The organism is Terrabacter sp. 2RAF25 (assembly GCF_052115265.1).
Taxonomy (GTDB): Bacteria; Actinomycetota; Actinomycetes; order Actinomycetales; family Dermatophilaceae; genus Terrabacter.
Map to the genome: position 1 here is coordinate 644,750 of NZ_JBFRGJ010000002.1, position 14,156 is coordinate 658,905.

8 protein-coding genes are annotated in these 14,156 nt (G+C 72.0%); 4 read left to right on the plus strand and 4 right to left on the minus strand.

Annotated elements, in window-relative coordinates:
- Positions 1–170: 170 nt before the first annotated feature.
- Entirely contained in the window at positions 171–5,690 is a 5,520-nt protein-coding gene (locus AB4091_RS06270) for a hypothetical protein (RefSeq protein WP_442290870.1), read from the minus strand.
- 333 nt (positions 5,691–6,023) lie between these two features.
- On the opposite strand from AB4091_RS06270, the gene AB4091_RS06275 reads away from it, so the two are divergent.
- The 3 genes from AB4091_RS06275 (at position 6,024) to AB4091_RS06285 (ending at position 8,969) form a co-directional block, all read left to right on the plus strand.
- Positions 6,024–6,695: a response regulator transcription factor gene (locus AB4091_RS06275; RefSeq protein ID WP_442290871.1), complete on the plus strand. Its 672-nt coding sequence runs from the start codon at positions 6,024–6,026 to the stop codon at positions 6,693–6,695.
- Entirely contained in the window at positions 6,695–7,840 is a 1,146-nt protein-coding gene (locus AB4091_RS06280; RefSeq protein WP_442290872.1) for a sensor histidine kinase, read from the plus strand. The genes AB4091_RS06275 and AB4091_RS06280 overlap by 1 nt, the downstream gene beginning before the upstream one ends.
- Before the next feature lie 133 nt (positions 7,841–7,973).
- On the plus strand, positions 7,974–8,969 hold the full coding sequence (locus AB4091_RS06285; RefSeq protein ID WP_442291394.1) for a LacI family DNA-binding transcriptional regulator: 996 nt from the start codon (positions 7,974–7,976) through the stop codon (positions 8,967–8,969).
- Positions 8,970–8,981: 12 nt separating this feature from the next.
- Here AB4091_RS06285 and AB4091_RS06290 read toward each other — a convergent pair whose 3' ends face one another.
- From AB4091_RS06290 to AB4091_RS06300, 3 genes are all read right to left on the minus strand, one after another.
- Complete coding sequence (locus AB4091_RS06290; protein WP_442290873.1) at positions 8,982–10,676, minus strand: carboxyltransferase domain-containing protein; 1,695 nt, start codon at positions 10,674–10,676, stop codon at positions 8,982–8,984.
- Positions 10,677–10,687: 11 nt separating this feature from the next.
- Positions 10,688–11,446 carry a LamB/YcsF family protein gene (locus AB4091_RS06295; RefSeq protein WP_442290874.1) on the minus strand — a complete coding sequence of 253 codons (759 nt, stop codon included), beginning with the start codon at positions 11,444–11,446 and terminating at the stop codon, positions 10,688–10,690.
- Positions 11,447–11,510: 64 nt separating this feature from the next.
- Positions 11,511–12,881 carry a 6-phospho-beta-glucosidase gene (locus tag AB4091_RS06300; protein WP_442290875.1) on the minus strand — a complete coding sequence of 457 codons (1,371 nt, stop codon included), beginning with the start codon at positions 12,879–12,881 and terminating at the stop codon, positions 11,511–11,513.
- Positions 12,882–13,012: 131 nt separating this feature from the next.
- Here AB4091_RS06300 and AB4091_RS06305 point away from each other — a divergent pair, with 131 nt between their 5' ends.
- The gene (locus AB4091_RS06305; protein ID WP_442290876.1) at positions 13,013–14,134 is read left to right on the plus strand and encodes a carbohydrate kinase family protein; all 1,122 of its coding nucleotides are present in this window, start codon (positions 13,013–13,015) and stop codon (positions 14,132–14,134) included.
- The last annotated feature ends 22 nt before the right edge of the window (positions 14,135–14,156 follow it).

Genomic DNA, 14,156 nt, shown 5'->3' on the forward strand with positions numbered 1-14,156 from the left:
TGCGGTCTGGGGTCGTGCTGCAGAGGGCTGGTGTGTGCTGCGAGTGGGTCCGGGTGTTGGGTCCGGGTGTTGGGTCCGGGTGGTGGGTCCCAGGACCCCGGGGCGCAAGGGAGACGGCCTAGAGGGGGACTTCAGGCCAGGGAGGAAGCGCCCCGGGGTCTGGGGGACCATCAGGGGCCGAACTGGTCGGATCCCGCGTCGTACCGGCGTGGGGTGCCGGTCGGCCTGGCCTGGCCGTCGATGTCGCGCGCGGCTGCGTTGACGGCGACGTTCCACTGGGCGGTCACCCCGACGGCGGTCTGGCTGCCGAAGTTCACCGTCGTGCTCGCCGCGCCTCGGTTGTAGGCCGCCGAGCCCGCTCCCGTGAGGTGGTAGTCCGCGCGGAGCCGGGGTGGCAGGAGGGCCGTCACGATGGCCGCCTCGCGGAAGGCCGGGAACGTGCGGGCTGCCAGCACGGTGACCGTGAGCTCGGGCGTCGGGTCGACGAAGCCGACCGTGTCGGTGAACGTCACGTTCTGCCCACGGTCCGTGCCGGTCGCCGTCTGCAGCACGCTCGAGACGGGGTGGAGCAGATCTCCGGCTGCGCCTCCGACGACTGCCATGTCCCAGGTGTCGGAGGAGTTGGCGCTGCCATCGGGCAGGGTGCCGCCGATGCCGTAGACGTAGCCGCCGATGAAGGTGCCGGCCCGGTTGTCGTTGAAGACGTTGTCGAGCAGGACCGGGTTGCTGAACGTCGACTGGTGCTCGACCTTCAGGAACGCGAACGTGGAGTCCGTTCGAGAGCCGCTGCTGTTCAGGCGGTCCATGAGCGGGTAGCTGTTGGGTCCCGTCGACAGGCCTGCCGGGGCGGCCTGCCCGTCGGAGGTGACCGCGGTCGCCGTCGTCAGGTTGCCCACGACGGTGTTGTCGACGATGGTGACGAACGGCGCGTCGTCGAGGGCGATGCCGCCGCCCTCGTGGGCCGAGACGTTGTTGCTGATCGTGTTGTTGCTGATCGCGATCGTCTGCGGGTCGGCCTTGGTGACGTGCGAGCCGGCCACCTGGAGCAGTCGGATGCCGCCGCCGTCGTCGCTCGCGAGGTTGGCGTCGATGACGTTGCCGTCGATCGTTGCCGCCCCCGTGCCGGGGCTGAGTCCCGCTGGCGTGGAGGGCAGCTCGCCGGCGAGCATGATCGCCCCGCCCTCGTCGTAGGAGCTGTTGAACCAGACGGTGTTGCCGGAGATCGTGCCCCCGTTGCTGCCGCTCGGGTTCGACATGTAGCCGAAGGCCGTCAGCGCGCCGCCGTACTCCGCGGAGAAGTTGCCGCAGATGGCGTTGTGCTGCACCTTGTAGCCGTCGCTGCCGGTGAAGAGGCCGATGCCGCCGGCGAGGTTGGTGCCGCCGTTGTTGAGCACCTGGTTGTCGGCGATGAGGGTGTCGTAGTTGCGGTTGTCGCCGGTGTAGGGCGTTCCCACCCGGATGCCTCCGCCGTAGCTGCCGCTGTTGCCGGTGATGAGGTTGTCGGTGATGCGGACGCTGCGGTTGTTGTTGTGCAGGTAGATGCCGCCGCCCTGGGTGACGAGGGCCCCGCTGGCGCCGTAGGGCGTCGTGACCCGGCCGGTCAGGACGTTGACGTTGCCGGGGAAGTCGGCCTGCGAGCCGCCCGTCACCTGAAGGCCGTCGATGGCCACGGGGTATGCCGGGTCGCTCACGGGTGCCCGCGGGTCGTCGAGCAGGGTGATCGTCGCGGCGTCGGGCACGTCGCGCTCGCCGCTGTAGGTCAGCGAGCCCAGGAGGCTGATCCAGTCCTGCCCCGCCTTCAGGTCCGGGCTGAACCCTGATCCGTCGATGATCGAGCCGGGCACCCAACGGGTCGAGCCGTCGGCGTTGGTGGTGAAGCCGCCGGGGCCGACGCCTTGGATCGCGACGCGGTGGTGCACGAGGAGGTTCTCGTTGTACTCGCCGCGCGGGTTGGTCGACGAGGTGGCACCGGGCCACACCACGACGAGCCAGTACTTCCACGCCGACGTCGGGGCCGCATACTCGAGTGCCTTCTGGACCGTGGAGAACTGCTTGCCCGGACCGACCTCTACGACGCGCGGGTTGAATTCCTTGGAAGGGTTCGAGCCCGTAGAGGTCGTCGGGACGGCGCCGAGGTTCCAGATGGTGATGCCGTTGTAGGAGGAGCGCTTGGAGGTGGCGTTAGTGATCGACACCTTGAGGGCGCCTCGGGTGGCGGGCGTCGTCAGCGTTGCCGCGACGGCGTTCGGCACGGTGAAGGCGACCTTCGTGTCGGACCACGGCCCGTAGGAGGTCATGGGCAGCGGCACGTTCTGCCCGGCGCTGTTCGTCAGGGTGATGGTGCCGCGGGTGGCCCCGAAGCCGGCGCCCGTCACCGTGACGACGCGGCCGGTGCCGGGATTGGCGGTGACCGGACGCACGTACGGGTGGTCGACGGCCAACAGCTGCGGGTCGGTCGTGCCGAGGTTGCAGCGTGCCGGGTTCGACGCGGTGGTCCCGGGGGCGAGCACCGTCGCGGCAGCCTGGGTCGGCGCGGTGTCGGTGACCGTGTAGAGGCCGGGCCAGCCCTGGAAGTTCGTGCTGATGGTGCGGTAGCCCGGGTCGTAGTCGGGGTTGGGGTCACCCGGTGCGCCCGGGTCGTTGCCGGTGAACCGGTACATGTTCGGGCACGGGCCGGCGGGCACCGGGCAGTTGTAGGTGCCGGTCGAGGGCTCGAGCGCCTCGTAGAAGCCGTTGAAGTCGGTGTGCGTCGTGTCGACGAGGCGACCGCTCCAGTCGTAGAGGCCGACGGGCACGTGGGGCAGGCCCTGCGCCTCGCCGTAGTTCGCGCTGCGCTTGTCGAGCGCGAGCCCCAGGTCGTTGATCGTCAGACCCCAGAAGTGCGTCGGGATCGGGACGGGCGTGAAGAGGTTGAAGTTGGGCGCCACGGTCTGGCCGCTGCGCACGGTGACGAGCTTCGCGTCGCAGAGCGGGCGGTCCTGGCCCTCGAAGGGGCTGCCGCCACCGGCGAGGAAGGCCTGGTCGGTGACGCGGACGGTGTGGAACGCACCGGCGCACGAGGAGATGATGCCGGGACCCTGCGACGGGGGCTGCGTCGGCGGCAGCGGGTCCTTGCCCGTGCCGGGGTCGCCGGCGGTCGCCTCGGCGGTGGTCGGCGGGAAGTTCTCCTGCGTGAGGTAGCTGTCGCCGTCGAAGACGTTGACGTCCTCCTCACGCGTCACCTGGTACATCGGCTTGCCGTCGACCGGGTCGTTCGGCACGTCGACCTTGGTGATGTAGTCGCCGGCCGGCAGGTTGCCGAACCCGTAGTTGCCGTTGACGGTCTGGCCGGCTGCATCCGGTGTGCTGGTGTCCGAGGCGCCCACCTGCACGCCCATCATCGGCGCCTCGACACAGAGGTTGTTCGCGTCGGTCCCGGACTCGGGCAGGGCGAGCTGGTCGGTCAGCGGGGTGCCGTCCCACTGGCGGGCGGTGCAGCCCCGCGGCGGGGCCCACTCCTCGCTCGTGTAGGCCGGCTGGACCTCCGGGCCCGTGAGCATGGCACCGCGCTTCGGGTCGGGATTCTTGACGGTCTTGGGGACGTTGGGGTTCGTGACGGCGTCGTAGGCCGGGTTGGGCACCGACAGGGGCACGATCGCCTTGCCCTGACGGCACGCGTTCGCCTTGTCCTCGACGGTGGTGGCCGTGCAGGCCACGGTCGGGAAGACGTGCACCTTCACGTCGGGGATGCCGGGCTGGTAGTCCTCGCTGACGGCGTCGGCCGGGTCGAGCTCGTTGCGCGTCGTGTCGTACGAGACCGTCGCCGCGATGCCACCGTTCTCGTTGGCGGCATACGGCTCGACACCCCAGTCGATGCGACCCGACAGGCCGATGATCGGCAGGAAGTTGATGTCGACGAGACCGCCGAGCTGCGTGGTCTCGGTGTCCTCGTTGTCGGCCTGGTAGGTGACGCCGGTCGTCCGGTAGCGGGTGTTGAAGGCCTCGAGGACGAGCCACTTGCCCAGCGGGTAGCCCTCCTTGATGTCGTAGGTGCCGTCGTCGCCGGTGTTCGTCAGGTTCGTGTACTGGTCCATGAGCGTGTTGTCGCGCTCGCGGACGGTCAGGGTGAAGCCGGGCACCGGCTGCTCGCCGGGGTCGCGCTTGCCGTTGCCGTTGTCGTCGACGAACACGGTGCCGCGCACGTGGGTGAACCAGCCGACGAGCATCTTGTTGCCGACGTCGACGAGCTCGCCGCCGGAGACCTCGACGTTGAAGCTCCAGAGGATGTAGTCCTGCGCGTCGTCCCAGAGGGTGAGCTGGTAGGTGCCGTCGGGGACGTGCTTGATGTCGAAGGTGCCGTTGGCCGCGCCGCGACCGGCGTAGACCACGGCGTCGCCGCCGTCGAGGTCGGAGAGTGCGACCCACGGCGAGGCGATGGGCCCGGCGGACTTGGCTCCCGCCCACCCGGTCTCGGGGACGACCTGGCCGTTCTGGCCGCCGATGTAGGGCAGCCCCGCCACGACGACACCCTTGATCTCGCCGGTGGCGGTCGATGCCGGGAGCGCCTTGACCCGCACGAAGCCGAACTGCGTGGCCGGCACCGGCTCGGCGCCCTTGATGAACTCGGTGTCGAGGCCGGTGTCGCCCTCCTGGACCCAGATGTCATGGTCGTGACCGCCCTCGAGCGTCGTCGTCTGCACCCAGCCGGACTGGCCGGCGGGCGGTGAGACGGTGGCGCCGTAGCGGTTCGGGCCGAGGTTGGGGATCGTGATGACGCCGGAGGCATCGCTGGTGCACTTGCCGGTCGAGTGGGCGGTGTCGACGAGCGGCTTGCCGGCGTCGAAGCGCACGCGCCCCGCGGAGTCGTGGAGGTAGACGGTGCACAGGGCGTTGCCGTAGTAGTCGACCGTCACGGGGCCGAGCACGTCGGTGAGGTTGCCGGTGAAGCCGGCGAGGCCCCGCTCGGCGTCGGCCTCGTAGGTGCCGTCGGCGGGGACGCTGTCGTCGAAGACCTGGATCTTGATGGTGGCCAGCGGCAGCGGCAGCGGCTGCATCTGCACGGCCACCGCGGTCTCACGGCCATCGACGACGGAGAAGTGCGCGCCGTCGATCTTGTAGCCGTCCGCCGTCACGGAGACGAGGTACTTGCCGGGCGCGAGACCCTGCAGCTTCGTCGCGGCGGAGAGGTCGGTCTCGTCACCCTGGGCCACGATCTTCGCGAAGCCCGAGGTGGTGCGCACCGACGGCCAGGGGCACGTGTCGGCGTACGGCTCGGTGGGGTCGCCGGGGGTCGTCGACGACGGCTTGGGGCTGCCACCGGGAGCGCGTGACGGGAGGCACTGGTCGAGAAGGGGACCCGCGTCGGTGCCCGGGTTGCCGGTGCTGTCCTCGTTGATCATCCAGTGGTAGGCGCTGACCGCCTTTCCCTTCTGGATGAAGCCCGGCCCGGTGTTGACGCTCCGGGCGCTCTTGACGGTCATGGAGATGCATCCCTTGCCCACGGCGCTCGTCGTCGAGCAGGGGCCCACCGTCGTGACCGCGGGCGCGAGGGCGGGCGCCACAGCAGCCGCAGGCGCCACGGCGGCAGCGGTTGGGACGGCGACGGCCGCTGCGGCGAGCGGGCCGCCCAGCTGCGCCATGACGGACACCGCGAGCGCGGTGAGACCGGCGATGAGCGAGAACGAGCGCCTGGACGTCTTGGGTGAGATCACGGCAACCCCCATCTGAGGACCGAGCGGGCCCCGTGCGAGCCCGTCGTCAGGCGACCGTCGCACCGCCGCTCGCGGCCTCGCGGCGGGATCGCTCGTCCGCTCAGCGAACTGTCACGCGACCGGTGCGCGAGGGCTCACCCTCGCGTCAGCCGCCTTTGAGGCGCCTGTCATGTTTCCGTCAGGTTGCTGCCCGCACCTGTCCCGTTTCGCCCTCTCTCGTCCGCTTCGCAAAACGGACTTCTCCGGCATCGCTTCCGACGGTGTCCTCGCCCTGCTCTACTGGTCCGCAGGCTTGGGGATGGCGTGGGGGATTGCTAGGGGGAAGGAGCCGACATGGCCAAGGTCATGGTCGTCGACGACGAGGAGCGCGTGCGGGGGCTGCTGACGCGGTCGCTGTCGTCCGAGGGGCACTCGGTGATCACGGCGGCGACGGCCCGTGCTGCCATCGACCGGCTGGCGGTGACGAACGTCGACCTCGTCGTGCTCGACCTGGTGATGCCCGGCGCGAGCGGCCTCACAGTGCTCGAGGCGATCCACGAGCGGCACGGCACGACACCGGTGATCGTGCTGTCCGGGGTGACCGACGTCGGCACCCGCGTCGAGGCCCTCGACCGGGGGGCTGTGGACGTCGTGGCCAAGCCGTTCAGCCTCACCGAGCTGCTGGCCCGCGTGCGCCGCAACGTCGGTGCCACGAGGGCCGAACCGGACGACCGCTTCCTCAGCGCGGGCGGCATCCGCCTCGACCTCGGCCGGCGCCGGGCGACCTTCCGCGACGTCAGCGCGTCGCTCACCGAGCGCGAGTTCAGCCTGCTCGCCCACCTCATGCGACGCAAGGGCCAGGTGTGCCGTCGCGAGGAGCTGCTCCACGACGTGTGGCACCTCGACTTCGACCCGGGCAGCAACGTCGTCGAGGTGTGTGTCGGACGACTGAGGAGCAAGCTCGGCCAGGACATCCCGGTCGAGACGCTGCGCGGCGTCGGCTACGGGCTCTACGAGGAACCGTGATGCGCCACCGGATGGTCGTGGCGTGGAGCATCGTCGCGGCGGTCTGCTCGGTGCTCATGATCCTGCTGCCTGGCAGCGAGACCGTGCCGTACCACATCGCCTGGGCCACGTTCGCGCTCTGCTTCGGCCTCGAGCAGTGGAGCCAGCGCGCCACCTGGGTCGGTCTGGGTGTCTTCACCCTCGTGACCGGCGCGATCATCGTGTACCGGGCGGCGACTGACGTGCTCGAGTGGCAGGAGACGGCCGAGATCCCGCTCATGCTGCTGCTCATGGCGCTGATGATCTGGCACGTGCGCCGGCGCCAGCAGGCCCTGGCCGACCTCACCACGAGCGCCGCCCGCGAGCGCGCCGAGTCGACGATGCGCGAGCTGCTCACGCTACGTACGTCGCACGAGATGCGGTCGCCCCTGACCATTGCCCGCGGCTACGTCGAGATGATGCTCGAGCGGATCCGCCCGGCCCAGGACCTCGAGGACCTCCGGGTCGTCGACGAGGAGCTGGCCCGCCTCACCCGCGTCTGCGAGCGCCTCGTGCGCAGCATGCGCCTCGGGGCCGACCTCGAGGTGACCGAGGTCGACCTCGACAGCCTGCTCGGCCAGACCGCCGAGCGCTGGTCGGCCGTCGCCACCCGACGCTGGCACGTCGAGCCCACGGCCGAGGTGCTGACCTGTGCGAGCGAGCGCCTGCGCGCCTGCCTCGACACGATGATCGAGAACGCCCTGCGCTACACCGACGACGACGACGACACGGTGGTGCTCTACGCCCGCCCGCTCAAGGACGCGGTCGCCGTCGGCGTCGCCGACTCGGGGCGCGGCTTCAGCAGCGACCTGCTGCGTTCGGCAGCGACGCACGGACCCGACCTGACGATGGACGGCGTGCGCGACGACCTGTCGCAGACGGGCCTCGGGCTCTCGCTGGTGCGCGACGTGGCCACGCGACGTGGCGGTTGGGTGCAGCTCGGCGTCTCGCAGTGGGGTGGCGCCGACGTGGCCATGATCCTGCCGCTGCGACCCGAGGGCGTGCTGGCGCCGGCAGCCGTGACGGGTGGGCACGGCGCCTCCACCGAGGCCGTGGCGACACCTGCCGGCACCCGGGTCGGCTGGCGTCCGCGGCCGCGGTCCAGCTCGTCCGCCACCGGCACCTGACCGTGGCTCCTTGCCGGGCCGTCCGGCATCGGCTACACATCGCACCGTGACAGAGACGTCCGACCCACCGTCCGGCACGCGATCCGATCCGCCCGTCCGGTCCGGCCCTGCAGCACGAGGCGCGCGGGCCACCATGAAGGACGTCGCGGCGAGGGCGGGCGTGAGCCTCAAGACGGTCTCGCGGGTCGTCAACGACGAGGAGGGCGTGTCGGCTCCGCTTCGCACACGCGTCGCGCAGGCGCTGGCCCAGCTCGACTACACGCACAACGTCCACGCGAGCAACCTGCGCCGCAACGACCGGCGCACCGGCACGGTCGGTGTGCTGCTCCAGGACCTCAGCAACAGCTTCTCGGCGAGCCTGCTGCGCAGTCTCGAGGACGTCGCACGCACGCAGCAGACCGCGATCCTGGCGGCCAGCCTCGACGAGGAGGAGGGCCGGGAGCGGGCCCTCGTGCGTGACCTGGTCGCACGTCGGGTCGACGGTCTGGTGCTCATGCCGGCCACGACGCACCACGGCTACCTCGCGACCGAGGTGCGCGCCGGGCTGCCCACGGTCTTCGTCGACCGGCAGCCGCACGGCATCGACGCCGACTCGGTCACCGTCGACAACGTGGTCGGTGCCCGCCGGGCGGTGGCACACCTGATCCAGCACGGCCACCGCCGCATCGCGGTGCTGCACGACCTCGCGACGATCCAGACGGCGGGGGAGCGCCTGCGCGGCTACCGGGCTGCCATGGTGGCTGCCGGCATCCCCCTCGACGCGCTCCTGGAGGTCGGCGACGTGCGCACCCCCGAGGACGCCGAGCGCGCCGTGCGCGCGCTCTACAGCGACGGCACGCGACCGACGGCGATCTTCGCGGCGCGCAACGACCTCGCCGCCGGCACGGCGCGCGGCCTGAAGGCCCTCGGCCTGCAGCACCGGGTGGCCGTCGTCGGCTTCGACGACTTCCCCCTCGCCGACCTCCTCGACCCGGCCCTCACCGTGGTCCGGCAGAACGTCGGCCAGATCGGTGCGGACGTGGGCCGGCTGCTCTTCTCGCGCATCGCGGGCGACACGTCACCCTCGCGGCGCGTCGTCATCGAGCCGACCCTCGTCGTACGCGGGTCAGGAGAGATCCGGGCCGAGTGACCTGGATGTGCATCATCGACGAGTCCGATTCCACCGCAAGCGAACCCGCTGCCCGGGCCGCAGCTGTGCCGCCCGGGCCACGGCCTCCGGCGTGAGCACGGCGACAACCGGATAGCCACCCGTGACCGGATGGTCGGCGAGGAAGACGACGGGCTCCCCTCCGGGAGGCACCTGGACGGCGCCGACCACCATCCCCTCACTGGCGAGCTCCCTCCTCACGTATTTCGGCTGGCGACGGACCACCTTTCCCTCCAAGCGGATTCCCACCCGGTTGCTGCGCGCCGACACCGTGCGCACCTCGGCCACGAGGTCGTCCAGGTCGCACCAGTCGGCCCGCGGACCCGGCTCGACCTCGAGCACGACGGGTTCGAGGGACCGGCCGGTCGGACCGGCGTGCGGCGCCGCCTCGACCATCGGGAACGTCCGGGGCGCGGGAGCGACGGGCAGCACGTCGCCGACGGTCGGCGCGGGCGGCCCGACGCCCGAGAGCGTGTCGGTCGACCGCGACCCGAGCACCGCTGGCACCGCGACGCCGCCGCGCACGGCCAGCCAGGTGCGCAGCCCCGTCGCCGGCCGGCCCAGGGTGAGCACCTGCCCATCGGCGACGAGCACGGGGGCGGCGTGCGCCACCGGTCGTCCGTCGACGTCGGCCGGGCACGGGGCGCCGGTCAGGGCCACCAGCAGGTCACCGTGGGCCCGCAGGGCGAGGCCACCGAGGGTCACCTCGAGAGAGGCCGGCGCCGGCGGACTCCCACCCTCGCCCTCTCGGGGGCCGTCATCGCCGAGGAGGTGCCCGACGAGCCGCAGCCCGAGCAGGTATGCCGCCCGGTCGGCCGCGCCCGAACGCCCCACTCCCACGTCGGCGAGGCCTGGTCGGCCGAGGTCCTCGACGAGGGTCAGCGGCCCCGTCGCGAGCACCTCCAGGCCTCGCCCCGTGCCGGGTGGGCGATCGGCCGGAGCCGTCTGCGACGGAGCCGAGGCGGTGACGCGGTCGGTCGTCGCGCCCGACGTGACGTCGCGGGGTGCGCCCGATCCCTCGATGTCGACGAACCTCACCGTCGTTCCCGGGGTGAGCAGCGCGGGCGGATTGCGGTCGGGGTCCCAGAGGACGGCGTCGGTGGACCCGAGCAGCTGCCACCCGCCGGGTGAGTCCTGTGGGTAGATGCCGCTGAACTCTTCTGCGAGAGCGACGGATCCGGCTGGCACACGAGTGCGAGGGTCGGTTCGGCGCGGCACGCGCAGCCGTGGGTCACCGCCGACGAGGTAGGCGAAGCCCGGGGCGAAGCCACCGAAGCCGACGCGCCACGGGGTGGCCGTGTGGGCCCGCACCACCTCTTGGCGGGACAGCCCGGTCAGCCGGGCGACGTCGTCGAGGTCCGCGCCGTCGTAGCGGACGGCGATCTCCACGGTCTCGCCGTTGGGCGATTCGGCGACGGGGTCGAGGTCGGCAGCGAGCTCGAGGACGGCTCGCCCCACCTCGTCCAGGCGCGCGGCGTCACGCAGCACGACGAGGACCGTCCGCGCGCCCACGACGAGCTGCTCGACGGCCGTCCCCGAGGTCGTCCCTGGGGCCCATGAGCCACTCGCGCCCCGACCCGCCGACCCGTCGAGGTGCAAGAGGCGGGCGCGCAGAGCCAGGGCTGCGTCGGTGTCGGCCACCTCGACGAGCAGGGCCGACGCGCCCATCGGGAGCAGCCGCACGTCCATCGTCGCCCCGGTCAGCCGGCGAAGGGGCGGATCTCGACGCCGGCCGCCTCGAGCTCCCGGCGCACCGCACGCGCCATCTCGACCGCACCGGGAGTGTCGCCGTGGATGCACACCGACTCGGCCCGCACCCCGACGTCGGTCCCGTCGACTGCCGTGACGACACCGTCGAGCGCCAGCCGCCTGACCCGCGCGGCCACCTCCTCGACGTCGTGCAGCACCGCACCGGGCTCGGTCCGGGGCACCAGCCGCCCGTCCGGCAGGTAGGCCCGGTCGGCGAACGCCTCGCTGACGGCCCGTAGCCCGGCTGCCGTGGCCCGTGCGAGCACCACGCTCCCGGGCAGGCCGAGGATCGGGAGCGAGGTGTCGACGGCCACCACAGCGTCGACCACCGCCTGGGCCTGGGCCTCGTGGTGGACGATCGCGTTGTAGAGGGCGCCGTGCGGCTTGACGTAGGCGACCCTCGTGCCGGCGACGTGGGCCATGGCCGACAGGGCGCCGAGCTGGTAGATGACGTCGGCAGCGAGGGCGTCCGGCGGCACGTCGACGAAGCGTCGCCCGAAGCCGGCGAGGTCGCGGTAGCCGACCTGCGCCCCGACGACGACACCCCGCTCGGCCGCATAGGCACACGTGGTGCGGAGGGTGAGCGGGTCGCCGGCGTGGAAGCCGCACGCGACGTTCGCGCTGGTGACGACGCCGAGCACTGCGGCGTCGTCACCGAGGGTCCACGCCCCGAAGGACTCGCCGACGTCGGCGTTGAGGTCGAGGTGCATGCCCCGATCCTGCCGGGAGCGGCGGCGATCGGGCCACCGTTGCCCGACTTGTGCTCCGGCGCGTCTACGTCAGCCCGGAGTAGAAGCCGGGCAGCCGCCTCCCGTATGCCGTGAGGAGCTCGCGCGCCACGGTGACCGAGTCGACGAGCGGGTGGAGCGCAAACGCTTGCACCGCAAGTGATCTCGACTGCTCCGTCGCCGCCCTGATGACGATCTCGTCCACGGCCTTCACCTGTTGCACGAGTCCCAGAGCGTGGCCGGGCAGGGCGCTCACCCGGACGGGGACGGGCCCGGCGGCATCCACGGTGCACGGCACCTCCACGACCGCGTCGTCGGGCAGCCCCGCGACGGCGCCCCGGTTGCGCACGTTGAGGATCAGCCTCGCCGGCTCGTCGCGGGCGATCGCAGCCATCAGCGCGAGCGCGACCCCCTCGTAGCCGCCGCCCTCGACGTCGGCCTCGGAGCGCTCATGGGTGTCGCCGACGCCGTTCTCGCGGGTCTCCTGCATGTAGGTCGCGTTGCGCTCGCGCCGGACGGCATCCCACCGCTGCCAGGCCTCACCGGGCGACGTCGCGACGGCGGTGTAGAACTCGGCCTGCTGGGCCACGAGGTACTCCCCGCGTGTCTGCGCCGCCCCGGCGATCTGGGCGATCGCGTCGCGCGTGAAGTAGTAGTAGAAGAGGTACTCGTTCGGCAGCGATCCGAGGTCGCGCAGCCACTCGGTGCCGAAGAGGTGCCCCTCCTCGATGGCTGCGAGCGCCGCCTCGTCGGCGAGAAGCCCTGGCAGCAGGTCGCATCCGTCGCGGCGCAGGGCGGTGAGCCAGCCGAGGTGGTTGAGCCCGGCGTAGTCGATCTCGAGGTCGGCGAGGTCGTGGCCGAGGGCCCCGGCGGCACGCTTGGCGAGGCCGAGCGGCGAGTCGCAGATGCCGACCACGCGGTCGCCGAGCACCGACTGCATCGCCTGCGTGACCAGGCCGGCCGGGTTCGTGAAGTTGATGACCCACGCGTTGGGCGCGAGAAGGCGTACGCGACGGGCGACGTCGAGCGCGACCGGGACGGTACGCAGGCCGTAGCCGACACCGCCGGGACCAGTGGTCTCCTGCCCGAGCAGCCCCAGGCCGAGGGCGATGCGCTCGTCGGCGGTGCGCCCCTCGAGGCCACCCACGCGCATCGCCGAGAAGACGAAGTCCGCGCCCGCGAGCGCGCTGTCGATGTCTGACGTCACCGTGACCGCCGGCGGGGTCAGCGAGTCGGGGTGCGCGCCGACGTGCGCCTGCGCCTGGGCGGCGAGGACGTGACGCATGACGTCGAGCCGTGACGGGTCGGTGTCGTGCAGGACGACCTGCGTAACCCGCCGCTGCGCCGTGTCGCGCAGCAGCGCGCCGTGCACGAGCGGCACGCGGAACCCACCCCCGCCGAGGATCACCAGCTTCATGGCCTCACCACCCTCGGACCGTACCAAGGTGGGGCGAAGCACTCGCCCGATCGGGCCGATCGACTCACCGGACGGCATACGCGGCAGGTAATCCCGGTGAGTCGCGAGCGCGCGTGCGGGATCATGGGCGCGTGCCTCATCGACAGTCGTTCGACCCGCTGGCGTCGCGTCGCACCGACGACGACCCGCCGCTCGACGTGTTCGTGTGGGGCACCGTCTTCCTCGACATGATCTTCGCGGGGATGCCCAGCGCACCCAAGGCGGGCACCGAGGTGTGGGCCGAGGGGCTGGCGTCCTGCCCGGGCGGCATCGCGAACCTCGCCGTCGCGACCCGCCGGCTCGGCCTGCGCACCGGGCTCGCTGCGGCGTTCAGCGACGACGACTACGGCGACTTCTGCTGGCGCACGCTCGAGCAGCAGGAGGGCATCGACCTCGGCCGCAGCAGGCGCTTCGCCGACTGGCACAGCCCGGTGACCGTCTCGATGTCGGTCGACCGCGACCGCAGCATGGTCTCGCACGGCCACCCGTCGCCCGTCCCGGCGAGCGAGCTCATCGGCACCCCGCCCCGCTCGCGCGCCATCATGGTCGACCTCGCCGAGGACGAGGCCTTCGGCGCGAGCGGCCCGACGTGGGTCGACCGGGCCCGCGATAACGGCTCGCTCGTCTTCGCCGACGTCGGCTGGGACCCCAAGGAGCAGTGGTCGCCGCACGTGCTCGACCGGCTCGACCGCTGCGACGTCTTCATGCCCAACGCCGTCGAGGCGATGGCCTACACCGGCACGAGCACTCCGGTGGAGGCCGTCTACGCCCTCGCCGACCGGGTGCCCGTCGCGATCGTCACCAACGGGCCCGACGGCGCCCTCGGCATCGACGCCCGCACCGGCGAGGAGGTGCGGGTGCCGTCCCTGCGCGTGCACGAGGTCGACCCGACCGGGGCCGGTGACGTCTTCGGCGCCGCCCTGCTCGTCGGCACCCTCGCCGAGTGGCCCCTCGAGCAGCGCATGACGTTCGCGAGCCTGTGCGCGGGGCTGGCGCTGCAGCAGTACGGCGGGTCGCTCGCCGCACCCGGCTGGGGTGACCTCGCCGACTGGTGGACCGCGCTCGTCAGCGACACGAGCGGCGACGCGTACCACCGCTCGCTGCGGCGACGGTTCGCGTTCCTCGACGAGATCGTGCCTCGCGTCCCGGTGCTCGCGTGCCGGCGCGCGACGGCGACGATCGCCAGGCGGGCCGACGTCCAGGACCTCGACTGAGGGCCTGTCGCCTCAGGTCGTC